The 20,380-nt window shown below is 76.4% G+C and carries 22 protein-coding genes; 8 read left to right on the plus strand and 14 right to left on the minus strand.

The annotated features are described in order from the left end of the window. Window positions 1-79: 79 nt before the first annotated feature. Together ACPCUX_RS06670 and ACPCUX_RS06675 are read right to left on the minus strand one after the other, a co-directional pair. Window positions 80-754: a response regulator gene (locus tag ACPCUX_RS06670; protein ID WP_076404229.1), complete on the minus strand. Its 675-nt coding sequence runs from the start codon at window positions 752-754 to the stop codon at window positions 80-82. After that, window positions 751-1,929, minus strand: a complete 1,179-nt coding sequence (locus ACPCUX_RS06675) for a sensor histidine kinase (RefSeq protein ID WP_423388462.1) — start codon at window positions 1,927-1,929, stop codon at window positions 751-753. Before ACPCUX_RS06675 ends, ACPCUX_RS06670 begins: the two co-directional genes overlap by 4 nt. 108 nt (window positions 1,930-2,037) lie before the next feature. On the opposite strand from ACPCUX_RS06675, the gene ACPCUX_RS06680 reads away from it, so the two are divergent. Next, the gene (locus ACPCUX_RS06680) at window positions 2,038-3,042 is read left to right on the plus strand and encodes a CPBP family intramembrane glutamic endopeptidase (RefSeq protein ID WP_144679396.1); all 1,005 of its coding nucleotides are present in this window, start codon (window positions 2,038-2,040) and stop codon (window positions 3,040-3,042) included. Window positions 3,043-3,057: 15 nt separating this feature from the next. Here ACPCUX_RS06680 and ACPCUX_RS06685 read toward each other — a convergent pair whose 3' ends face one another. From ACPCUX_RS06685 to ACPCUX_RS06700, 4 genes are all read right to left on the minus strand, one after another. After that, on the minus strand, window positions 3,058-3,756 hold the full coding sequence (locus ACPCUX_RS06685; RefSeq protein ID WP_137281316.1) for a DNA alkylation repair protein: 699 nt from the start codon (window positions 3,754-3,756) through the stop codon (window positions 3,058-3,060). An 80-nt stretch (window positions 3,757-3,836) separates the two neighbouring features. Further along, a complete protein-coding gene (locus ACPCUX_RS06690; RefSeq protein WP_074803850.1) occupies window positions 3,837-4,622 on the minus strand; it encodes an SDR family NAD(P)-dependent oxidoreductase in 786 nt (261 codons plus the stop codon). Between the two features lie 149 nt (window positions 4,623-4,771). Beyond that, window positions 4,772-5,383, minus strand: a complete 612-nt coding sequence (locus tag ACPCUX_RS06695; protein ID WP_423388420.1) for a DUF6993 domain-containing protein — start codon at window positions 5,381-5,383, stop codon at window positions 4,772-4,774. Between the two features lie 52 nt (window positions 5,384-5,435). Continuing rightward, the gene (locus tag ACPCUX_RS06700) at window positions 5,436-5,594 is read right to left on the minus strand and encodes a hypothetical protein (protein WP_021483806.1); all 159 of its coding nucleotides are present in this window, start codon (window positions 5,592-5,594) and stop codon (window positions 5,436-5,438) included. A 169-nt stretch (window positions 5,595-5,763) separates the two neighbouring features. Here ACPCUX_RS06700 and ACPCUX_RS06705 point away from each other — a divergent pair, with 169 nt between their 5' ends. Next, window positions 5,764-6,246 carry a glutathione peroxidase gene (locus ACPCUX_RS06705; protein WP_415297497.1) on the plus strand — a complete coding sequence of 161 codons (483 nt, stop codon included), beginning with the start codon at window positions 5,764-5,766 and terminating at the stop codon, window positions 6,244-6,246. Window positions 6,247-6,299: 53 nt separating this feature from the next. Here the strand turns inward: ACPCUX_RS06705 and ACPCUX_RS06710 are convergent, their stop codons facing one another. Both ACPCUX_RS06710 and ACPCUX_RS06715 read right to left on the minus strand, forming a co-directional pair. Next, entirely contained in the window at window positions 6,300-6,932 is a 633-nt protein-coding gene (locus tag ACPCUX_RS06710; protein WP_415297498.1) for a uridine kinase, read from the minus strand. 60 nt (window positions 6,933-6,992) lie between these two features. Further along, window positions 6,993-7,871: an AraC family transcriptional regulator gene (locus ACPCUX_RS06715; protein WP_423388421.1), complete on the minus strand. Its 879-nt coding sequence runs from the start codon at window positions 7,869-7,871 to the stop codon at window positions 6,993-6,995. Window positions 7,872-8,001: 130 nt separating this feature from the next. Between ACPCUX_RS06715 and ACPCUX_RS06720 the strand changes: the two genes are divergently transcribed. Further along, entirely contained in the window at window positions 8,002-8,547 is a 546-nt protein-coding gene (locus ACPCUX_RS06720) for a carboxymuconolactone decarboxylase family protein (protein ID WP_076404221.1), read from the plus strand. Between the two features lie 11 nt (window positions 8,548-8,558). Further along, a complete protein-coding gene (locus ACPCUX_RS06725; RefSeq protein ID WP_423388422.1) occupies window positions 8,559-9,338 on the plus strand; it encodes an MOSC domain-containing protein in 780 nt (259 codons plus the stop codon). Window positions 9,339-9,348: 10 nt separating this feature from the next. Here the strand turns inward: ACPCUX_RS06725 and ACPCUX_RS06730 are convergent, their stop codons facing one another. Further along, window positions 9,349-11,130: a SpoIIE family protein phosphatase gene (locus ACPCUX_RS06730; RefSeq protein ID WP_211932559.1), complete on the minus strand. Its 1,782-nt coding sequence runs from the start codon at window positions 11,128-11,130 to the stop codon at window positions 9,349-9,351. A gap of 174 nt (window positions 11,131-11,304) precedes the next feature. On the opposite strand from ACPCUX_RS06730, the gene ACPCUX_RS06735 reads away from it, so the two are divergent. Continuing rightward, window positions 11,305-11,976: a response regulator transcription factor gene (locus ACPCUX_RS06735; RefSeq protein WP_043652826.1), complete on the plus strand. Its 672-nt coding sequence runs from the start codon at window positions 11,305-11,307 to the stop codon at window positions 11,974-11,976. After that, complete coding sequence (locus ACPCUX_RS06740) at window positions 11,961-13,202, plus strand: sensor histidine kinase (RefSeq protein WP_143311052.1); 1,242 nt, start codon at window positions 11,961-11,963, stop codon at window positions 13,200-13,202. Before ACPCUX_RS06735 ends, ACPCUX_RS06740 begins: the two co-directional genes overlap by 16 nt. On the opposite strand, the gene ACPCUX_RS06745 is transcribed toward ACPCUX_RS06740, so the two are convergent. The 5 genes from ACPCUX_RS06745 to ACPCUX_RS06765 form a co-directional block, all read right to left on the minus strand. Beyond that, on the minus strand, window positions 13,168-13,887 hold the full coding sequence (locus ACPCUX_RS06745) for an FAD:protein FMN transferase (protein WP_076404591.1): 720 nt from the start codon (window positions 13,885-13,887) through the stop codon (window positions 13,168-13,170). The genes ACPCUX_RS06740 and ACPCUX_RS06745 overlap by 35 nt on opposite strands. A gap of 23 nt (window positions 13,888-13,910) precedes the next feature. Then, window positions 13,911-14,438: an FMN-binding protein gene (locus ACPCUX_RS06750; RefSeq protein WP_043652828.1), complete on the minus strand. Its 528-nt coding sequence runs from the start codon at window positions 14,436-14,438 to the stop codon at window positions 13,911-13,913. Then, window positions 14,435-15,835, minus strand: a complete 1,401-nt coding sequence (locus ACPCUX_RS06755; RefSeq protein ID WP_423388423.1) for a ferredoxin reductase family protein — start codon at window positions 15,833-15,835, stop codon at window positions 14,435-14,437. The genes ACPCUX_RS06750 and ACPCUX_RS06755 overlap by 4 nt, the downstream gene beginning before the upstream one ends. Window positions 15,836-15,938: 103 nt before the next feature. Further along, window positions 15,939-17,858 carry a heavy metal translocating P-type ATPase gene (locus tag ACPCUX_RS06760; protein WP_423388424.1) on the minus strand — a complete coding sequence of 640 codons (1,920 nt, stop codon included), beginning with the start codon at window positions 17,856-17,858 and terminating at the stop codon, window positions 15,939-15,941. Between the two features lie 84 nt (window positions 17,859-17,942). Continuing rightward, the gene (locus ACPCUX_RS06765; protein WP_409141522.1) at window positions 17,943-19,652 is read right to left on the minus strand and encodes an alpha/beta hydrolase; all 1,710 of its coding nucleotides are present in this window, start codon (window positions 19,650-19,652) and stop codon (window positions 17,943-17,945) included. Window positions 19,653-19,802: 150 nt separating this feature from the next. On the opposite strand from ACPCUX_RS06765, the gene ACPCUX_RS06770 reads away from it, so the two are divergent. Further along, the gene (locus ACPCUX_RS06770; protein ID WP_085388602.1) at window positions 19,803-20,051 is read left to right on the plus strand and encodes a toxin HicA; all 249 of its coding nucleotides are present in this window, start codon (window positions 19,803-19,805) and stop codon (window positions 20,049-20,051) included. After that, window positions 20,048-20,374, plus strand: coding sequence for a type II toxin-antitoxin system HicB family antitoxin (locus ACPCUX_RS06775; protein ID WP_043652837.1), 327 nt, complete (start codon window positions 20,048-20,050; stop codon window positions 20,372-20,374). Before ACPCUX_RS06770 ends, ACPCUX_RS06775 begins: the two co-directional genes overlap by 4 nt. The last annotated feature ends 6 nt before the right edge of the window (window positions 20,375-20,380 follow it).

Consider the following 20,380-nt stretch of genomic DNA (forward strand, 5'->3'; position numbering starts at 1 on the left):
GGGAGATTCTTGCCAGGATGCCCGGACCGCGTGCGCTCACCGTACGCCGCCCGGTCCGCCGCGGGAACCCCCGCCGCGGTCATCCGTGCTCCGGGTCGTTCCGCAGCACGAGGGCGGCGACCTGGGTGCGCGACTCCACGCCGAGCTTGGCGATCACCCGGCTGACGTGCGTCTTCACGGTGGCGAGCGAGATGAACAGCGCCGCGCAGATCTCCGCGTTCGACATCCCCCGGGCGAGGGCGCGCGCGATCTCGCGCTCGCGCGGGGAGAGCGTCGCGAGGGCGTCGACCGCGGCGGCGTCCGGCGGCCGGGTGTTCTCGGCCGCGAGGGTCATCACCCGCCGCAGCACCGCGGGCGCGAGGACGGGCCGTCCCTGGGCCGCCGCGCGGACGGCGTGGGCGAGCTCGTCGGGCGGCGCGTCCTTGAGGAGGAACCCGCACGCCCCGGCACGCAGGGCACGGACGACGTGGTGGTCCGTGTCGAAGGTCGTCAGGACGATGATCGCCGTCTCCGGCCGGAGCGCGGTCTCGCGCGCCGTCGCGACCAGCCCGTCGCAGCGCGGCATGCGCAGGTCCATGAGCACGACGTCGGGCCGGCAGGCCTCGATGACGTCGCGCGCGTGGTCCCCGTCGACCGCCTCGCCCACCACGGCGATGTCGGGCTCGCCGCCGAGCATCAGGCGCAGCGCCGAGCGGACCTCCGGCTGGTCGTCGACGGTGACCACCCGGACGACGTCGGATGACGGGCGGCTCACGCGGCCGGCCAGGGGATCGTCACCGACACCACGTGCTCGTCGACGCCCGGGCGGACGCTGACGGACCCGCCCACGGCCCGCGCCCGTTCCTGCATCCCGATGACGCCGAGGCCCGGTCGGGGCGCGCCCTGCCGCGGCCCCGCGAGTGCGTTGCGCACGACGATCGCCAGCTCGCGGCCGGGAGCGCCGCTGATGGCGACGTCGACGCGCTGCCCGGGGGCGTGCCGCCGGGCGTTGGTCAGGCACTCCTGGACGATCCGGAACGAGTGCCGGCTGACGGTCGGGGGCAGGCGCTCGAGGTCGACGGCGCAGTCCGTCCGGGCGAGCGGCGTCTCGGCCACGAGCTCGTCGAGCCGGTCCAGGGTCGGCTGGGGCCGGTCGTCGTCCGACCGGCTCGGGCCCCGCGCGTAGGTGAGGAGCTCGCGCAGGTCGGCGAGCGCCTGACGGCTGCTGTCGTGCAGGGCGGCGACGGCCTCGTCCCGGTCCGCGGCGTCGAGGTCCGTCCGGTGCCGCAGGACGCTCGCGTGCATCGCGGTCACCGAGAGGCGGTGTGCGAGGGCGTCGTGCATCTCCCGGGCGATCTGCGTGCGCTCCTGGTGGCGAGCTCGCTCCTCGCCGAGGCGCTGCTCCTCCGCGGTCAGCCGGACCCGCTCGTGCAGGGTGGCGACGAGGTCCCGCCGCGCGCCGACGGCGATGCCCGCGGCGAGCGCGACGGCGAGGACGACCGCGGTCGCGCCCACCGCGACCACCACCTCCCACCACGGCAGCGCGACGCCGACCAGGTCGATCCCCAGGGCGGCCACCGTCAGGACGCCGACGAGCCAGACCGCCGCGACCGGCGCCAGCTCGCGCACCCGGCGCCGGGTGGCGAGCGACCCGAACGCGACGAGGGCCGCCGGCACCGCCGCGGTCGAGACGACGGCGAGCACGGCGAGCAGCAGGGCGACGAGGAAGGGCGCGCTGCGGCGCCAGAGCACGACGACCCACGCGGCGACCCCGAACGCGAGGTCGAGGAACAGGAGCGCGGCGAACCGCACGGGATCGTCCTGCGCGCCCGGCGTGTCGACGCTGAGCGCGAAGTTGCCGAGGAACAGCAGGGCACCCGACAGGGCGACCGCGGCCAGGAGGCCGGTCTCGCGGAGGACCCGACGCCACGCCGGGCGCTGCGCGAACATGCTCACCGGAGCACTGTAGGCACCGACGAGCCCGGCGCCCCGGCTGAGGACGGGAAATCAGACCGATGACCGATACCGCGGCCCGAGCCGCCCGACCAGGCTCGACGCATGCACCCCTCGCTCGACGAGAGTCCCGTCCCGACGGCACCCGTGCCCGGCGCGCCGCTCATCGGTCCCGTGTCCCAGCCCACGCTCGACAGCACGACCGCGACCACCTTCGCCTACCACCGGGCGGCGCACGTCGACCTTCGCCCCGCACGGTGGTGGACCCCGCTCACCACGTTCGGCGCGACGGCGCTCCTCTACCTCGCCTTCCTCGCCCCGGTCGCCGTCGTCGCGGTCGCCTACGCCGTGCTGGTGCCCTACCGGCCCGGGCTGCCGACGCCGTCCGACGACTTCTCCGACCCGCTCAACCCGCTGGACTGGGCGATCGGCCTCGGGCTCATCGCGCTCCTGCTGCCCGCCGTCGTGCTCGGCGTGCGCTGGGGCGGTCGACGCCGCGGCACGATCCACTCGGTCGCCGGACGGTTCCGGTGGGGGCTCGTCGGCAGCGCGGTGCCGCTCGTCGTGCCGCTCTACGGCGTCGTCACCGTGGGCGGGTTCCTGCTCCGGCCGCCGTCCGACCTGGCGACCCCCACCGTGACCCCGGCCCTTCTGGTGAGCCTGGGGTGCATCCTCCTCCTCGGGCCGCTGCAGTGCGCCGCCGAGGAGTACGCGTTCCGCGGCCTGCCCCAGCAGATGCTCGGCACCTGGCTGCGCTCGCCCGTGTGGGGGATCGTCCTGCCCGTCCCGTTCTTCGTCGTCGGCCACGGGTACGACGGGGTGGGGCAGATCGGCATCGCGGCGTTCGCGCTCTGCACCGGGTTCCTCGTCTGGAAGACGGGCGGGCTCGAGCTGGCCGTGCTCGTGCACGTCGCCAACAACCTCTTCCTGTTCCTCCTCGCACCCTTCAGCGCCTCGTCGATGGAGCAGGGCGCGATCGAGCCGCTCGTGCTGCTCGTCGACCTCGCGCTCCTCGGCAGCGCCACCGCCGTGCTCACGGTCTGGTTCTCCCGCCGCGAAGGGCTGCGGATCCTCGAGCCCTGCTGCGGCCGGGTGCCGTCCCGGGGCTGAGGGCGACCCCGGCGCTCAGCGCGCGAGCCACTCCTTGCGCTCCGCGGGCGGCAGCTTCTCGACGGCGGCACGCAGCACGTCGCGCGACATCGTGGCGGCCCGCTCCTCGAGGAACGCCCGCAGCCGCTCGGGCTCGACGTCGCCCGCGTGCCGGAGCATCCAGCCGACGCCCTTCTGGACGTACGGCTCCGGGTCGTCGAGCAGCACCGCGGACAGCCGGAACGTGTCGTCGACCTGGCCGCGCCGCAGGAACGCCGCCGTCGCGACGACGGCGGAGCGACGGCGCGGCCAGTCGGGCGCGCGCGCCAGGTCGTCGAGCACGTCGCGCGGGCGGTCGAGCAGCCACGTCCCCAGCACCTGGGACGCGGTGAGGTCCACGAGGTCCCACGTGTCGATGCGGTCGTGCCGGCGCAGGAAGAGCTCCACGAGCTCCGCGTGCCGCTCGACCGTCACGCGCCGGGCGGTCGCCGCCTTGCCCATGATCGAGCACCCGCCGGCCCGCACCTCGTGGATCCGGTCCTCGAGCAGCAGCTCGATCTGGTCGACCGGCAGGTCGAGGGCGTTCTTCGCGAGCACGAACACGTCGCCCATGCGCACCCCGGCGACGGAGCCGCCGTCGCCCGGGAAGCTCCGGGCGGACGCGCGGCGCTGGGCCGCCGTCGCGCGGGCGAGCAGGTCGGCCCGGAAGTCGGTCGCCGTCGTGTACGGCGGCATCGTCCCTCTCCTCTCCTCCGGGCGCGAGCCCGGGGTCCTGTCGGCGTCGGGCGGCCCGTGGCCCCCGGCGGTCCTGCGGCTCAGCGCGGCGCCATGCGGATGGCGCCGTCGAGGCGGACCACCTCGCCGTTGAGCATCGGGTTCTCCACGATCGCGCGCACGAGGTGCGCGTACTCCTCCGGGCGCCCGAGCCGGCTCGGGTGCGGCACCTGCGCCCCGAGCGACTCCTGCGCCGCCTCGGGGAGCGACGCCATCATCGGGGTGCGGAAGATCCCGGGCGCGATCGTCATGACGCGGATCCGGTGCTGGGCGAGGTCGCGCGCGAGCGGCAGCGTGAGGCCGGCGACCCCGGCCTTGGACGCGGCGTAGGCCGCCTGCCCGACCTGGCCGTCGAACGCCGCGACCGACGCCGTCTGCACGACGACGCCGCGCTCCTCGCCGTCGGGGTCGGGACCGTCGGGACCGAGCGGGTCGAGGGCGAGCATGCGCTCCGCCGCGAGCCGGACGACGTTGAACGTGCCGACGAGGTTGACGTCGACGACGCGGCGGAACGCGTCGAGCGCGTGCACCCCGGACCGGCCGAGGACCCGCTGCGCGAGCACGATCCCGGCGCAGCTCACGACGACGCGCGCCCCACCCAGGGCGTCCGCGGCGTCCAGGGCCCGCGCGACGTCGTCCTCGCTCGTCACGTCCGTGGGGACGAACCGCGCCGCGTCGCCGAGCCCCGCGGCGACCGCCGCGCCGTCGGACGACGCCAGGTCGGCCAGCACGACGCGCGCGCCGGCAGCCACCAGGCCCTCCGCCGTCGCGCGCCCGAGGCCCGACGCCCCGCCCGTCACCAGCGCGACCGCGCCCTCGATCCGCATCTCTCACCCTCCGTCAGCCGTGCGGGCTCCGTCGCCCGCCCCGCTGACCGTACCCAGGTGGAGCCGCAGGTCGCGAGATCGACCCGCGCGGCGACCTCCCGGACCACCCGGGCCGGGCGCGCGGCCGCGGGCGCCCGGTGCGAGGGGCCTCAGTGCGCCGGCATCTCCAGGCAGCCACCGTCCGCGATCGGGCCGCCGGCCTCGAGGGTCACGGCGTCGGGCGCGACGCCCCCGAACACGCAGCCGCCCGGGACGGCGACGCCCACGCCGACGGTCGTCGCGACCTCGCCGGACGCCGTCGTGCCCACGACCTGCACGGTCTCGAACCCCGCGGCGGCGAGCGCCGCCGCGACCTCGACGGCGTCGACCGCCGAGCCGTCCGCGACCGGGTCGAGCGCGGCGCGGACGGCGGGCACCGAGCGGGCCGCCTCGGCGTCGCGCTCGGGCGTGCCCTGGCGCTGGCGGTACGCCTCGTTCGACGCGTCGAGCGTCGTCTCGCGCCCGGTCCCGGCGCCGGCCGAGGTGCTCGCCGGGGCGCTCGCGACCGACCGCTCGGCGGAGGCGCCCCGCTGGTCGGCCCACGACCGCATCCCGACCGTCACGACGGCGAAGTACCCCACGACGCCGACGAACGCGAAGATCGCGATGCCCACGACCACGCCGACCACCGCCCGGGTCACGGGCGAGGTGGTGTCGGGGCCGTCGTCCGGTCCCCCGTCGTGTCCGTGGCCCGGGCCGTCGTCCGGCAGCCGCGTCGTCATGCCCCGAGTCTGTCCCGCGCGGGCGCGGGAGGCCACCGAGATTCCGCCGCTCCTACTGCTCGCGCGCGGCGCGGACGCCCTCGAGCCAGCGGTCGAACTCCTCCGCGAGCTCCTGCGGGGACATCCGGAGCGCCTCGGCCGGGCTCGTCGCCTCCCGGCCTGCGACGTACAACCGGCGCACCATGTCGGTCTTCGGGGTCCACGGGCGCATGGAGGCGTCCCTTCTCTCGGCTGCTGGCATCGCGCACATACTTCAGCACGCCACGGGCAGGCTCGCGCGCGCTCGACCGGGGGTCGGGACCGGTTCCGCACGACGTCACACCCGCGGTGCGAGGATGGGACGGGCCCGGACGCGCCGGCGCCTCGCCCGAGGAGGTCCCATGAGCCTGTACGACATCCCGTTCGACGCCATGGACGGGACGACGCACACCCTGCGCGAGCACGCGGACGACGTCGTGCTGGTCGTCAACGTCGCGTCGCGGTGCGGGCTCGCGCCGCAGTACGCGACGCTCGAGGCGATGCAGGAGAAGTACCGCGACCGCGGGTTCACCGTGATCGGGTTCCCCAGCAACCAGTTCCTGCAGGAGCTCGGGAGCAACGAGGCGATCCAGGAGTTCTGCTCGCTCACGTACGGCGTCACGTTCCCCGTGGTGGACCGCGTGCGCGTCAACGGCCGCCACGCGCACCCGCTCTACGCGGAGCTCAAGAAGACGCCCGACGCGGACGGCACGGCGGGGCGCGTCACGTGGAACTTCGAGAAGTTCCTCGTCCTGCCGGGCGGCGAGGTGCACCGGTTCCGGCCGCGCACCCTGCCCGACGACCCGGCGATCGTCGAGCTCGTCGAGACGCACCTCCCCCGCTGACCGCGCCCGCTCCGGCCCGCCGCACCCGCAGCCACGGCCATGGCCACGGCCACTCAGCGGACGACGAGCGCCGGGTGCCGCGGGTCGTCGACCCGCACGACGACGTCCGCCACGTCCTCGGGACGGACCTCCTGCGCGTACCGGCCGTAGGCGGCGAGCGTCCACGCCGCGTCGGGCGCGGTGCGGCGCGCGAGCGTCGCGGGGCGCAGGGCGAGGTGCACGGTGAGGTCGAGCGCGAGGCCGAGCCCCAGGCAGAGCGCGCCGTCGAGCACGACGACGAGGCCCGGCTCGGCCTCGACGTACGCGGCGCGGGTCGACCGGCTCGTCGCGGGGTCGCGCAGGCTCGGCAGGTAGCGGCCGGACCCGCCCGGCCCGACGGCGTCGAGCACCTCCCGCCGGAGCCCGGCCACGTCGACCCACTCGTCGAGGAGCGCGTCGGGATCCTCGCGCCCGCGCTCGAGGCGCAGCGACGCGGAACGCCAGAAGTCCTGCACGCGCACGCGCGCGACCGGCCGACCCGCCGCGCGCAGCGGCGCGACCAGACGATCCGCGAGGTCCTCGGGCCGCGTGGAGGGGTGGCCGTCGACGAGGAGGCGGACCGCCCGGGGCTGCTCACGCCCGACGGCGAGCACGCGCTCGACGACCCGGTCTACGAGGACGTCCTCGCTCACCGGCTCGACGCGCACCGGCTCGACCCGCCTCGGTTCGGTCCGCACCGTTCGCCCCGCGCCTTCGACCGCACCGCGTCAGGATGCCACGGACGCCGCCGCCGGGTCCGCGCGCTCGGCCAACCACGCGCGCGGCGAGCGGCCGACGCGGTGGCTGAACGCGCGCGAGAACGCGGCGGGCGTCGCGTACCCGAGCTCGGTCGCCGTGCGGCTCACCGAGGCGCCCGCCCGGAGCCGGTCCTGCGCGACGGTGAGGCGCCAGCCGGTCACGTAGTCGCCGGGCGGCTGCCCCACGACGGCGGTGAACCGGGCGGCGAACGCGCTCCGGGACAGGTGCGCCGTGCGCGCCATCGACGCGAGCGTCCACGGCTCCCCCGGCGCCTCGTGCACGGCGACGAGCACGGGCGCGAGGCGCTCGTCGGCGAGGCCGGGGAGCAGCCCCGGCGGGAGGGCGAGGTCGTCGGCGTGGTCGAGGATCCACCGGAAGAGCTGCACGAGCACGACCTCGAAGAGCCGGTCGGCGAGGACGCGACGGCCGCAGCGGACGTCGTCGATCTCGCGGAAGAGCAGGTCGAGCGCGGGCTCGAGGCCCGCCACGTCGTCGAGCGGCAGCACGAGCACGGGCGGCAGCGTGCGCACGAGGGGGTGGGTGGCGCCGCCCTCGACGTCGAGCGTCGCGCACGCGAAGTCGGAGTCCTCGGTGGGCGCGTTGTGGAACGCGTGGTCGAGCGGGCGCGGGTAGAAGAGCAGGCTCGGGCGGTCGACGCTGCGGCGCTCGACCCGGCCGTCCGCGCCGACGTGGGTCATGTCCATCTCGCCCCGCCGGAGCACGTGCAGGAACCCGCGCCCGGGCCGCGCGTCGAACGTCGTGACGCCGCACAGCGGCCCGGTGTGGAAGAGGTGCGTGCGCACGCGGAACCGCTCGAGCAGGTGCGAGAGTCGGTCGACGGGAGCCATCGCCCCAGGATGCCAGACGATCGGACACGTTCCGAGGACGATTCGTTCCCCGTCGTCCGACGCGACCGACCAGGCTGGACGGCGTCGGCCCCGCCCGGGACCGGCGTCCCCGCACCCGGAGGAGATCACCGTGTCCCGTGTCCCCCTCGTCAGCCCCGAGTCCGCCACCGGCCCCGTCGCCGACGGGCTCGACCAGATCCGTGCCGCGTTCGGCGGCGTCCCGGCGATGTTCCGGGCGGTCGCGAACTCGCCCGCCGCCCTGCAGAGCATGTGGGGTGCGTTCGGCGCCCTCGGCACCGGCACGCTCGGCGCGGCCGTCGGCGAGCAGATCGCCGTCGCCGTCGCGAACCGGAACGCGTGCGCGTACTGCCTCGCCGCCCACACCGCGCTCGGGCGCAAGGCCGGCGTCGCGCGCGACGACCTCACCGCCGCGCAGGACGGCACCGCGTCCGACCCGCGCGTCGAGGCGCTGCTGCGCTTCGCGCTCGCCCTCGTCGACGCGCGCGGTCACGTGACCGCGCAGGACGTCCAGGCGGTGCGCGACGCGGGGTGGACCGACGAGCAGGTGGTCGAGGTCGTCGCGCACGTCGCCCTCAACCTGTTCACCAACTACGTCAACGTGGCGCTCGACGTCCCCGTCGACTTCCCCGCCGTCGGCCTGCGCCGCGCCGCCTGAGAGGAGCCACCGTGCCGTCCCGCCCCGTCGCACCGTCCCGCCCCGCCGCACCGTCCCGCCCTGGCGACCCGTGCTCCCCCGCGCCCGCCTCGCGGCCCGCGAGCGCCGTCGTGCTGGAGGTGCGCACCGGCGGGGTGGGCACGGTGGCCCACCGCGGGCGCGACGTGCCGACGGCGTTCCGCAAGCGGCCGCGCCTCGGCCCCGTCGCGGTGGGGACGGAAGGGCTGGAGGGCGACGCGCAGGCCGACCGGCGCGTGCACGGCGGCCCCGAGAAGGCCGTGTGCGTGTACCCGGTCGAGCACTACGCGGCGTGGCGCGACGAGCTCGGCGCGGACCTCTCGCCCGGCGCGTTCGGGGAGAACCTCCTGACGCGCGGGCTCACCGAGGACGACCTGCTGCTGGGCGACGTGCTCGCCCTCGGGACGGCGACCCTCCAGGTGAGCATGCCGCGCCGCCCCTGCTACAAGCTCGCGGCCGTGCACGGCCTCGTCGACCTTCCGGACCGGGTCCAGGCATCGGGTCGCACGGGCTGGTACCTGCGCGTGCTCACGCCCGGCACGGTGCGGGCAGGCGCGACCGCCGTCGTCGTCGACCGGCCGCGCCGGAGCGCGACGGTGCGGGAGGTCAACCGCGTGATGAACCTCGACCGCGACGACCTCCCGGCCGCCGCCGCGCTCGCCGCGCTCCCGACGCTCCCCGCGCGCTGGCGCGACACGCTCGCGCGCCGGCTCCGGGGCGGGACCGAGGACGACCGGGCGCGGCTGCGGGGGCCGCTCGCCGAGGGTCCGTAGCGCCCGCCGCTCAGGGGTGGGGCGGCGCACCACCGTCGGATGCCGCGGCCTCGTCCCCGCGTGGCAGGCGGACGACGAGCAGGCACGTGTCGTCCTCGTCGCTACGGCCCCCGGCCTGGTCGAGCAAGTGGTCCCGGACGGCGGCAGCGTCCGCGTCCGCCGGGGCGCGGCCGAGGGCCCGCGCGAGCTCCGCGACGCCCTCGCGCTGGCCCCGGGCGCGGGACTCCACGAGGCCGTCGGTGTACAGCACGAGCACGCTCCCGGCACGCGGTCGCAGCCGGGCGGCCGTGACGGGCCGGGGCGTGACGACCCCGATCGGCGTGGTGAGCGACTCGTCGAGCGGGCGGACGGCGCCGTCGGGCGTGCGGAGCAGGGGCGGCGGGTGGCCGGCCCGGCAGTAGACGAGCTCGCGCCCGCCGTCCGCGTCGGGCGGCCCGAGCGTCGCGACGACGCACGTCGCGACGTCCGCGAGGCCGAAGCGCTTCACGAGCCCGTCCAGGCGCTCGACGACCTCCTCGGGCGTCGTGCCGTCCGCCGCGACGGTGAGGAGCGCCGACCGGATCTGACCCATCGCGGCGGCGGCGTGCATGTCGTGCCCGACGACGTCCCCGACCACGAGCAGCACGCGGCCGTCGGGCAGCTCGATCGCCTCGAACCAGTCGCCGCCGACCGCCGCGGCTCCCACGGACGACCCACCTCCCGCGGGCCGGTAGACCACGGCCACGTCCAGCCCGTCGAGGGATCCGAGCCGCGGCAGCATGCGCTCCTGCAGGGTGTGCGCGGCGTCGCGCTCGCGCTCGTAGAGCCGCGCGTTGTCGAGCAGGAGGCCGATCCGGTGGCCGAGGTCCTCGAACATCACGGCGTCCTCGTCCTCGAAGAACCCGGGCTGCGCGCTGACCACGGCGAGCACGCCGACGATCCGGCCGCGGGCCCGCAGCCCGACGGACATCGCGGAGCCGAGCCCGAGCTCGTGCATGGCGGCGAGCTCCTCCTCGTCCGCGTGCGGCGAGACGAGGTCGGGCGTGACGTCGAACGGTCGCGCGAACCGCGCGCCGCCCCCGAGCACGTCGACCGCCGCGAGCGAGCGGTCCGCCCAGCCCGGTGTCCGGGACAGGCGCCGGGCGGCATCGGCGAGCGCCGGGTCGTGCGACGCGACGTCGGTGCGCGAGCGCCCACCCGGGTACGTCACGACGACCGCCCAGCACGAGAACACCTCGGCCACGGCCTGTGCCGCCTCGGCGAGCACGTCCTCCGTGCCGAGCAGCTCGCCGAGGCGCTCGACGATCCGGGTGGTCGTGGTCAGCCGATGGTTCGCGGAGATCGCGGCGTCGAGCGCCGCCTCGCGCGACCTCTCTGTCTCGACCCGGGCGGTGACGTCGGCCTGGACGCCCACGAAGTGCGTGAGGGTGCCGAGCTCGTCGTGCACGGGCGAGAGGGTGAGCTGGTTCCAGAACGGCGTGCCGTCCTTGCGGTAGTTGAGCAGCGTCTCGCCCGCCGTGGTGCCGCCGTCGACCGCGGCCCGGATCCTCGCGACCGCGTCGCGGTCGGTACCCGGGCCCTGGAGGAACCGACAGTTGGTGCCGAGCACCTCGTCCGCGGCGTAGCCGGTGGTCGCCGTGAACGCCGGGTTGACCCAGACCAGAGGCACCCCCGGGGCGCGGGCGTCCGCGATGGTGAACGAGACCTCGCTCGCAGACATCGCGCGCCGCTCGAGCGCGGCGGCGAGGCGCTCCGCCTCGGCCGGTGCGAGGGCGGCGCGCGCGGGGTCGGAGGGTGCGGAGGACGCGACCACAAGACGCCTCTCGGCTCGACGACGGGCGTCCTGTGCTCGAACGCCCGGAACACTGTCGCACGTCGCGACCGTCCGTGAGGACCCGCTCCGGGCGGGCGGCGGTGCGTCGGCCGCAGTTGTGCCCGACCGCCCGGCGGTCAGAATGGACACGTCCGGGAGACGAGGCGGAACCGCATGACAGTCGAGGCACGGGTCCTCGTGGTCGAGGACGACCGCATGCTCGCGGACATGCTCGTGGAGCTCCTCGGGAGCGAGGGCTACGCCGTCGAGGTCGCGCACGACGGCCAGCGCGGGCTCCACCTCGGCCTCACGCGCGAGTACGACCTGCTGCTCCTCGACCGTGGCCTGCCCGCCGTCGAGGGGCTCGACCTGCTCGCCCGGCTGCGCTCGCGCGGCGTCACGGCGCCCGCGCTCGTGCTGTCGGCGCTCGGCAACCCGGCCGACCGTGTGGCCGGCCTCGACGCCGGGGCCGAGGACTACGTGGGGAAGCCGTTCGACGTCGACGAGCTGCTGGCGCGGCTGCGCGCGCTGCGCCGGCGGGGCCAGGCGTCCCCGGCGGCGGGCGCGATCCGCCTCCCGGGCGGCACGCTCGACCTCGGGACCCGCCGCGTGACGACGGACGCAGGCACGACCGCCGACCTCTCGGCGCGCGAGGCCGCGCTCGCCGAGGTCCTCGCCCGGCACCCGCACCAGGTCTTCGGCCGGGACGAGCTGCTGGAGCGCGTGTTCCCCGAGGCGTCCGACCCGGGGGTCGTGGACACCTACGTGTACTACCTGCGCCGCAAGCTCGGCCGCCGCGCGGTCACGACCGTGCGCGGGCTGGGGTACCGGTGGGGCGCACTGTGATCACGGGCGCGGAGCGCGACCTCCTGCGGCGCACGAGCCGGCGCCTCGCGGTGCAGACGGGTCTCCTCGTGCTCGTGAGCCTGCTCGTGGTGGCGGCGGTCGTCCTCGCCGTGGTGGCTCGCGCGCTCGGCGAGGCGGACGACCGTCGGCTCGAGTCGGCGGCGTCGGCCGACGAGGTCACCGACGCGGGCCCAGGGATCTGGGTCGCCGTGGCCTCGCCGCGCGGTGTCGACGCGTCGCCCGGGATGCCGGCCGGCCTGCCCGACCTCGGTCTCGTCGAGCAGGTGGCACGCACGGGGACGAGCGCGCGGGAGCGGGTGACGACCTCGGCAGGCACGTTCGAGGTGCTCACGGTGGAGCGTCGGGACGGCGTCGTCCAGGCCGTCCTCGACCCGTCCGAGACGCGCGAGGAGCTGGCGCGCCTCCTCCTCGCGCTCGGTGTCGCGACGGCCGTCGGGGTCGTGCTCGCCACCGTCGGGGGCTGGTGGCTCGGGCGTCGCGCCGTCCTCCCCACGGCGCAGGCCCTCGCGATGCAGCGGCGCTTCGTGGCGGACGCGAGCCACGAGCTGCGGACCCCCCTCACCCTGCTCTCGACGCGCGCGCAGCTCCTGCGTCGCCGGCTCGAACGACCGGGCCCGGGGACGGCGGAGCAGGTGGCGCGCGACGTCGACGGGCTCCTCGAGGACACGGCCGCGCTCAGCGACGTGCTCGACGACCTGCTGACGGCCGCGGACACGCGGTCCGTGGACCTCGTCCCCGTCGACCTCGCGGCGCTGGCCGACGCCGTCGTGCGCTCGGCCGAGGCGCGCGCGGCGTCGCGCTCCGTCGCGCTGCGGCGCGCGGGGACGGACGACCTCACGGTCGCGGGGGCGCCGGCCGCGCTGCGCCGCGCGCTCACCGCGCTCGTGGACAACGCGGTCGACCACGCGACGCACGAGGTCGTCGTCACGGTGCGGCGCGCCGGGTCGGCCGCGCAGGCGCTCGTCGACGACGACGGACCCGGGCTGGGCGAGGACGCCGGTGACCTGTTCGCACGCTTCGCCTCGCGCCGCCCCGGGCCGGCACCCGACGAGGGCGGGCGCCGCCACTACGGGCTGGGGCTCGCGCTCGTCGCGGAGGTCGCGGCCCAGCACGCGGGCACCGTGGAGGCGACGAACCGCCCCGACGCACCGCACGGGGCCCGTCTCGTGCTCACGCTGCCGCTCGGCCCGCCGGCCCGTCGCTGACGACCGTCCCGTCCGGGAGGACGGCGAGCACGAGGGCAGCCCCCTGGTCCACCGCCCACGCGACCCCCTCCTCGCCCAGCGCGAGGACGCTCGTCGCGAGGACGTCGGCGGTCGTGAGGTCGGGCGCGACGACGGTCGCCGACAGGAGCCCGCGCGCGGCGGCACCCGTGCGCCCGTCCCACACGTGGAGACCGCGCTCGTACGTCCCCGACGTCGCCACCGCGCCGTCGTGCAGCTCGACCCGCGCCACGAGCCCGTCCACGCGCGCCGGGGAGCGCACGCCCACCACCCAGGGCCGGCCGGGCTCCGGCCCGCCACGGACGGCGACGTCCCCGCCGGCGTTGAGGCACAGGTCGGAGAACCCCGCGGCGACGAGCCGGTCCACCGCGCGCTGCGCGGCCCAGCCCTTGACGACGCCGTCGGTGTCGAGCGTGCCGTCCGGCCGGTGCACGTCGAACGCGCCACCGCTCGCGACGCGCGCGGCCTCCGCGAGGTCGAGCACCTCGCGCAGGTCCCGGGAGGGGCGCGCGACGAGCCCGCGCCGGTGGCGGGACAGCTCGCTGTCCGCGCGTCGCCCGCTGAACCGCGCGTCCGCGGCGTGGAGCACCGCGAACGCCGCGCGGGCGGCAGCCTGCGCACGCTCGTCGTCGGGCGCGCGCAGGTCCAGCGACATCGGCAGCCCCATGACCGTCTCCGTCCGGCGCACCGTCAGCCCCGCGCGTCGATCGCGGCCTGGAGGGACTCGCGGTAGCCCTCGGAGGTGTAGGTCGCCCCGGAGACGGTGTCGATGCGCGCGGACTGCGCCCGCACGGCCTCCTGCGCGAGCAGCGGCGTGGCGCGCGCGGAGATCTGGGAGCTCTCTCCCCCGCTGGGCGACCGCACGGTCTGCACCGCGTCGAGGTGCGTCCCGGTGAACGTCACCGCGACCTGCACCGGCCCGTACCGCGTCTGGACGACCGACCCCGTCACGGTCGCCCGCGTCGGGTCGGGCGTGCCGGTGCCCGGGCTCGCCGGGGACGTGCCCGGGTCCGTCGAGCCCGCGGTGGAGGGGGCCGGCGTCGGGGTCGTGGGGGTCACGGGCTCCGACCCCGCGACGACGGCGGCGGGACCAGCCGACGTCGCGGACCCGTCCCCGGCGAGGCCCGGCACCCCGCCGTACCGCGCGAGCGCGGCGGCCCCGAGCGCGAGCACGCTGCCCGCGTAGACGATCGTCCCTCTCCAGCGGCGTCCGGTCATGACAGGCTCAGCTCCTCGTGGTGGACGGCGGACCGCGGCACGCCCGCGCGGCGTGCCGAGTCCTCGACGGTGGCGACCATCGCGGGCGGACCGCACACGAACACGTCGCGCGACGCGATGTCGGGGACCAGGGCGTCGAGCCGCCCCGGGCCCAGGGGGTCGTACCCGAGGTCGGCCCGGCGGCCCACGACGGGCAGGTACGTGAGCGGCGCGTCGGCGAGCTCGTGGCCGAGGCCGAGGTCCGCCCGGGACCGGGCGCGGTGCACGACGACGACGTCGTGACCGCGCGCGACCAGGTCCTCCGCGAGCGCCCGCACGGGCCCGACGCCCGCGCCCCCGGCGACGAGCAGCACACCGCGGCGTCGCGCCCGGGCGGCGGTGAAGCGGCCGAACGGTCCCTCGAGGAGCACGCGCGTCCCCGGCCGCAGGTGGGCCACCGCGCGCGAGTGGTCGCCCAGGCCACCGACGGTGAAGCGCAGGTGCTCGCCGTCGGGCGCGACGGAGACCGAGTAGGGGTGGGCGGTGACGACGTGGCCCCGCGCGAGGAAGCGCACGAGGAAGAACTGGCCCGCCCGTGCCCCGGCGTCCGCGAGCGCCGGACCCGACACCCACACGCTCGTCATCCCCCCGGCCTCCGGCACGACCGCGCTCACCCGCGGCGCGTCCCGGAGCACGCCCAGGAGCGGCAGCACCACGCGCCACGTGAGCAGGGCCGCGGCGGTGCCCGCGTAGAGGAGCACCCAGGCGGCGCGGGCCGTCGGGTCGGCGACGAAGTGCGCGCCCGCCGTGACCTGGTGCGCGAACGTGAGGTACACCCCGGCGTAGATCGTCAGGTGCACGAGGAACCACGCCTCGTACGACAGGTGCCGCCGCACGAGGCGCGCGCCGGACACCCCCACGACCACGAACAGGCCGGTGCCGACCAGCGCCGCCGTCATGTCCGGCTCCGCCAGCACGAGGGTGAGCGCCTGCCACCAGGACGCGGCCTGCGCCGGCAGGGCGGTCCCGGCCACCATGAGGAGCGTGTGCGTGAGGACGAGGAGCACGACGGCCGTCCCGAGGACGCGGTGCCACGCGACGAGCCGGTCCAGGCCCACCGCACGCTCGAACCAGGGCACGCGCCCGACGAGGAGCAGCTGGGCGCAGACCAGCACCGACGCGACGAGCCCCACGAGCTCCCCCACGCCGGTGAGCGCGCCGGCCGGGGACGCCCCGGCGGACGGCGGCGTGCCCCGCCACCAGAACGCGACGACGAGCACGAGGACACCGACCAGCGCCGCCCGCAGGACGACCGCGCCCGGAGCGGGTGCGCCCGCTCCGCGCCGTGCCCGGGCCGTGGCCCGGTCCTGGGGCTGGGCCTGCTGGGCCGGCGTCCGGCGCGTCGTGAGGATGCTCATGCGAGACAGCGTGCCCGCCGATTCTCAGAGCATTCTCGGAGACGGTGCCGGGGGTCCGGGGTCCGATCCTCTCGTCCGCCCGTGGGCGGGTGGACGCCGGGTCTCAGCGGGACGACGCCGCCGGCACGAGCGGCTCGCCTACCTCCGCGGCGGATGCCGACCGGGACGGTCCGGGCGGCGTCTCGTCCCTGCCCGGGCGGGTGGCGAGCAGCGCCCACAGGATGCACGCGAGGTCGACGACCTCCTGGAGCCACGCCCCCGCGAGCGCGGGGAGCCGCCCCGTCGCGGCCACGACCATGAGCAGCCCGGACAGGGCGATCCCGATGCCGATGGCCTGCCACGCGACCCGCACGGTGCGGCGGCCGATCCGCACGGCGCCGACGGTGCGCGCGAGGTCGTCGCGGACGACGACGGCGTCCGCGGACTCGGTCGCCGCCGTCGAGCCCCGTGCGCCCATGGCCATGCCGACGTCGGCCACCGCGAGGACCGGGGCGTCGTTCACGCCGTCCCCGACCATCATCACGGGGCGGTCCGGCAGCGCACGCACCGCGTCGACCTTGTCCTGCGGGAGGAGGCCGGCGCGCACGTCGTCGATGCCCACCTGGTCCGCGACGTGCCGGGCGGTCGCCGCGCCGTCGCCGGTGAGCATGACGGTGGTCCGCACGCCCGCGGCGTGGAGGGCGGCGACGGTGGGGCGGGCCTCGGCCCGCAGCTCGTCGGCGAGGAGCACGGTCCCGGCGTACGCGCCGTCGACGCCCACGTGGACGGCGCTGCGGCCCGCGCCGGGCACGGGGACGCCCGCGGGCGCGCCCGCGGTGACGAAGGCCAGCCGACCGACCGCCACCGCGTGGCCGTCCACCGTCGCGCGGGCTCCCCGGGCGGTCTCCTCCGTCGCGTCCCGTGCGGCGGGCAGCGCGAGGTCCCGCTCCTGGGCCGCGCGGACGATCGCCGCCGCGAGCGGGTGCACCGAGTACTGCTCGACGGCGGCCGCGAGCGCGAGCACGCGGTCCGGCGTGCGGTCGCCCGCGGGCAGGACCTCCACGACGACCGGCGCCCCGTGGGTCAGCGTGCCCGTCTTGTCGAACGCGACGGTGCGCACGCGCGAGAGCTGTTCGAGCGTGCCCGCCGACTTCACGATGATCCCGTTCCGGGCCGCGCGGGACATGCCGGACATGAAGGCGACCGGGGCCGCGATGATCAGCGGGCACGGCGTCGCGACGACGAGCACCTCGGCGAAGCGGGTCGCCTCGCCGCTGAGCGCCCACGCTGCGCCCGCGAGCGCGAGGGCGGCGACCGTGAACGGCACCGCCACGCGGTCGGCGAGGCGCACGAACGGCGCCTTGGACTCCTGCGCCTGCTTCACGAGCTCGACGATCGCCTGGTACTGCGAGCCAGCGGCCGTCGCGGTCGCCCGGACCTGCGCCGCTCCGCCGCCGTTGACCGACCCGGAAAGCACGACGTCCCCGCGCCGGTGCTCCACCGGGAGCGACTCCCCGGACAGCGACGACTCGTCGAACGTGGCCGCCGTGCTGAGCAGGACGCCGTCCACGGGAACGACCTCCCCTGGCCTAACCCACACCTCGTCGCCGGGGCGCACGTCGTCGACGGGGACGTCCTCGAGCTCCCCGCCGGGCCCGGCCCGGTGGGCGACGCGCGGCGCGCCGGCGAGCAGGCTCGACAGCTCGCGCCGCGCGCGCCCGTTCGCGTAGTCCTCGAGCGCCTCGCCGCCCGAGAGCATGAGGCACACCACGAGGGCGGCCCAGTACTCCCCCACGAGCACCGTGGCCGTGACGGACAGGACGGCGAGCAGGTCGACGCCGTACGTGCCCGCCCGCAGGTCCGCCACCATGCCGCGCGCCCGGACCACGACGAGCACGAGCGCGAACGCCGAGACCACGACCTGGGCCGAGAGGGCCGGCCCCCAGGCCTCGAGCACGCCGGCGAGACCACCCACCGCCACCGTGGCGACCACCCACGGGTAGCGCCGGGCGGCCTCCGTCACGCGGCGGCCCGGTCCGGTCATGCCTCCAGGGTGGGCATGCGCCGGGACGGGTCGCCAGGGCCGAACGGCCGTGACCGCGGGGACCAGCGGGCAGCGCCCCGCGGGTCAGACGACCGGCAGGCGCAGCGCCTCGCCGAGCGGGACCGACGGGCCCTGGAACGGCACGGCGTCCTGCTCGCACGTCGCGCCGTCGGTCGCGTCGAGGTCCACGAGGTACCGCGCGACGGCGGCGTCCGCGCACGCGCTCTTGCCGATGATCGTGTGGCCCCAGCCCTCGACGGTGAGCACGCGGGCGTCGGGCCAGCGGTCCGCGTAGGGCTGCGTGAACCCGTACGGCGTCGCGGGGTCGAACCGGGTGCCGACCACGAGCACGGGGGCGTCCGTCGTCTGGTCCCACGGGCCCGTGAACGCGTCGCGGTCCTCGACGGGCACGAACTCGCACTGGACGCCCACCCAGCCGCGGAAGCGCCCGAAGTGCGGGTACTGCGCGTCGAGCGCGTCGACCTTCGCGGGGTACTGCCACGGGCGGCCGGGGGTCGTCGTGTCGACGCACAGGCTCGCGAGCGCGCCGCCGACCGACGCGTAGTCCTCGGCGAATCCGGCGCGGCGGAGCAGCTCCCCCAGCGAGGGCAGGGCGCCGAGGGTGCGCTGCCGGTCCGCGGCCGCGGGCGGCTCGACGGCGCCGCTCAGCACGGCGAGCGACGCGAGCGTGAGGTCGAGGTCGCCCCACGCGACGGGCTCGTACAGGTACTGGAAGACGAGCGCGACCGTGTCCGGGTAGCCGACGCGCACGCTCGTGCCGTCGGGGAGCGGCACGTCGACGGGCGCCCCGCGGAGCGCGGCGTAGGTCGCCTCGACGACGTCGGCCGGGTCGCCGAGCGACGCGAGCGCGCACGCCGACGGCCCCGCCTCCGCGCACAGCCGCGTGAACTCGCCGAACGTCTCGGTCGCGCCGGCGGCCTGCCCGATCCGGGCGCCGATCAGCTCGCGCGACCCGACGCCCGACCACGCGTCGACGTCCATCGTGCCGTCGAGCACGAGGGCGCGGACGCGGTCGGGGAACAGCGCCCCGTACGTCGCGCCGAGCACCGTGCCGTAGGAGTACCCCACGTAGCTGAGCTGCTCGTCGCCCACCGCCTGGCGCAGCAGGTCCATGTCCCGCGCGACGTTCGCCGTCGACGCGTGCGCGATCCGGTCGCCGGAGAACAGCGTGCACGACGCCCCGAACGCCGCCATCTGGCCGAGGTAGCGCGCCTCCTCGCGGTCGGTCACGGGGAACGCGGGCAGGCCCGCGAGGAACGCGTTCTCCCGCTCCTGGTCGCGGAAGCACGTCGCGGGGTCGGACGTCCCGACGGCGCGCGGGTCGAACCCGATGACGTCGAACCGCGCGAGCACGTCGTCGTCGAAGAGCGAGCCCCCCAGCAGGTGTAGCGTCTCGACACCCGGCCCGCCCGGGCCGCCGAAGTTGGTGAACAGGCTCCCGATCCGCTGCTCGGGGTCGGACGCCGGGAGCCGCGTCAGGCCGATGGTCGTCGTACGGCCGTGAGGGCGGTCGTAGTCGGTCGGCACCTGCGCCGTCGCGCACTCGAACGCCTCGAGGCCGTCGCCGTCGCAGGGGCCCCACGCGATCTCGGGCACGGGTGCCTCGACCTGGGCGGCCGTCGTCGTGGCGGGTCCGGTGCGGGCCGACGCCGTGGCGGCACCGGTGCGGGCTGGCTCACCCCCCGGGCCCGCGACGGCCGCGGCGGGGACCCCGCCGAGCAGGAGGACCGCCGCCAGCGACGAGGCGGCGGCGCGGACGGTTCGTGTCGTCATCGATCGCGAAGTCATCGCTCCCCATCCGACCACGGCCCCGCGAGGAACGCACCCGGACCTGTGCGGCCGAGCACGCCGGGCCACAGCACGGGTGGTACCACTATTGGTACCGTAGGTCTTCTGACGAAGCGAGACAAGGTGCTGGACCGCATGCGGAACAGCCCGGGCAGCGTTCGCTTCGACGAGCTCGCCGCCGTGTGCGACCACTACTTCGGCGAGCCCAGACGCAGCGGGGGCTCGCACCACGTCTATGCCATGCCGTGGCCCGGTGACCCCCGGGTCAACATCCAGAACAGCAACGGCCGGGCCAAGGCCTACCAGGTCAGACAGGTCCTCGAGGCGATCGACAGGCTCGAGGCCATGCACGAGGAGAACGACTCCACGGAGGAGGAGAAGTGAACGCCGCCGAGCACTACAGCTACCGCGTGTCCTGGTCCGCAGACGACGGAGAGTTCGTCGGTACGGTTCTCGAGCTACCCTCCCTCTCCTGGCTCGAGCCCGAGTCGGCCGCCGCGTTCGCCGGGATCCGGAAGCTCGCCTCCGAGGTGGTCGAGGACCTCGCAGCCTCTGGCGAAGAGGTCCCCGAGCCCCTGTCCGAGCGCCACTACTCCGGCGAGTTCCGCGTGCGGATCCCCCCGGCCATGCACCGTCGGCTCGTCGAGGAGGCTGCCGCGCAGGGCATCTCGATGAACCGTCTCGCCAACCACAAGCTCTCAGCCTGAGACAGC

Source organism: Cellulosimicrobium sp. AB352 (genome assembly GCF_049538415.1).
In the GTDB taxonomy this organism is placed as follows: domain Bacteria; phylum Actinomycetota; class Actinomycetes; order Actinomycetales; family Cellulomonadaceae; genus Cellulosimicrobium; species Cellulosimicrobium funkei.

What these genes read in the sequence shown, in the direction of transcription:
- ACPCUX_RS06685 (WP_137281316.1), bottom strand. Translation starts at nt 3,756, where the DNA reads ATGCCGCCGTACACGACGGCGACCGACTTCCGGGCCGACCTGCTCGCC.
- ACPCUX_RS06755 (WP_423388423.1), bottom strand. Translation starts at nt 15,835, where the DNA reads ATGAGCATCCTCACGACGCGCCGGACGCCGGCCCAGCAGGCCCAGCCC.
- ACPCUX_RS06750 (WP_043652828.1), bottom strand. Translation starts at nt 14,438, where the DNA reads ATGACCGGACGCCGCTGGAGAGGGACGATCGTCTACGCGGGCAGCGTG.
- ACPCUX_RS06745 (WP_076404591.1), bottom strand. Translation starts at nt 13,887, where the DNA reads ATGGGGCTGCCGATGTCGCTGGACCTGCGCGCGCCCGACGACGAGCGT.
- ACPCUX_RS06715 (WP_423388421.1), bottom strand. Translation starts at nt 7,871, where the DNA reads ATGGCTCCCGTCGACCGACTCTCGCACCTGCTCGAGCGGTTCCGCGTG.
- ACPCUX_RS06760 (WP_423388424.1), bottom strand. Translation starts at nt 17,858, where the DNA reads ATGACCGGACCGGGCCGCCGCGTGACGGAGGCCGCCCGGCGCTACCCG.
- ACPCUX_RS06735 (WP_043652826.1), top strand. Translation starts at nt 11,305, where the DNA reads ATGACAGTCGAGGCACGGGTCCTCGTGGTCGAGGACGACCGCATGCTC.
- ACPCUX_RS06765 (WP_409141522.1), bottom strand. Translation starts at nt 19,652, where the DNA reads ATGACGACACGAACCGTCCGCGCCGCCGCCTCGTCGCTGGCGGCGGTC.
- ACPCUX_RS06690 (WP_074803850.1), bottom strand. Translation starts at nt 4,622, where the DNA reads ATGCGGATCGAGGGCGCGGTCGCGCTGGTGACGGGCGGGGCGTCGGGC.
- ACPCUX_RS06770 (WP_085388602.1), top strand. Translation starts at nt 19,803, where the DNA reads ATGCGGAACAGCCCGGGCAGCGTTCGCTTCGACGAGCTCGCCGCCGTG.
- ACPCUX_RS06680 (WP_144679396.1), top strand. Translation starts at nt 2,038, where the DNA reads ATGCACCCCTCGCTCGACGAGAGTCCCGTCCCGACGGCACCCGTGCCC.
- ACPCUX_RS06700 (WP_021483806.1), bottom strand. Translation starts at nt 5,594, where the DNA reads ATGCGCCCGTGGACCCCGAAGACCGACATGGTGCGCCGGTTGTACGTC.
- ACPCUX_RS06705 (WP_415297497.1), top strand. Translation starts at nt 5,764, where the DNA reads ATGAGCCTGTACGACATCCCGTTCGACGCCATGGACGGGACGACGCAC.
- ACPCUX_RS06675 (WP_423388462.1), bottom strand. Translation starts at nt 1,929, where the DNA reads ATGTTCGCGCAGCGCCCGGCGTGGCGTCGGGTCCTCCGCGAGACCGGC.
- ACPCUX_RS06695 (WP_423388420.1), bottom strand. Translation starts at nt 5,383, where the DNA reads ATGACGACGCGGCTGCCGGACGACGGCCCGGGCCACGGACACGACGGG.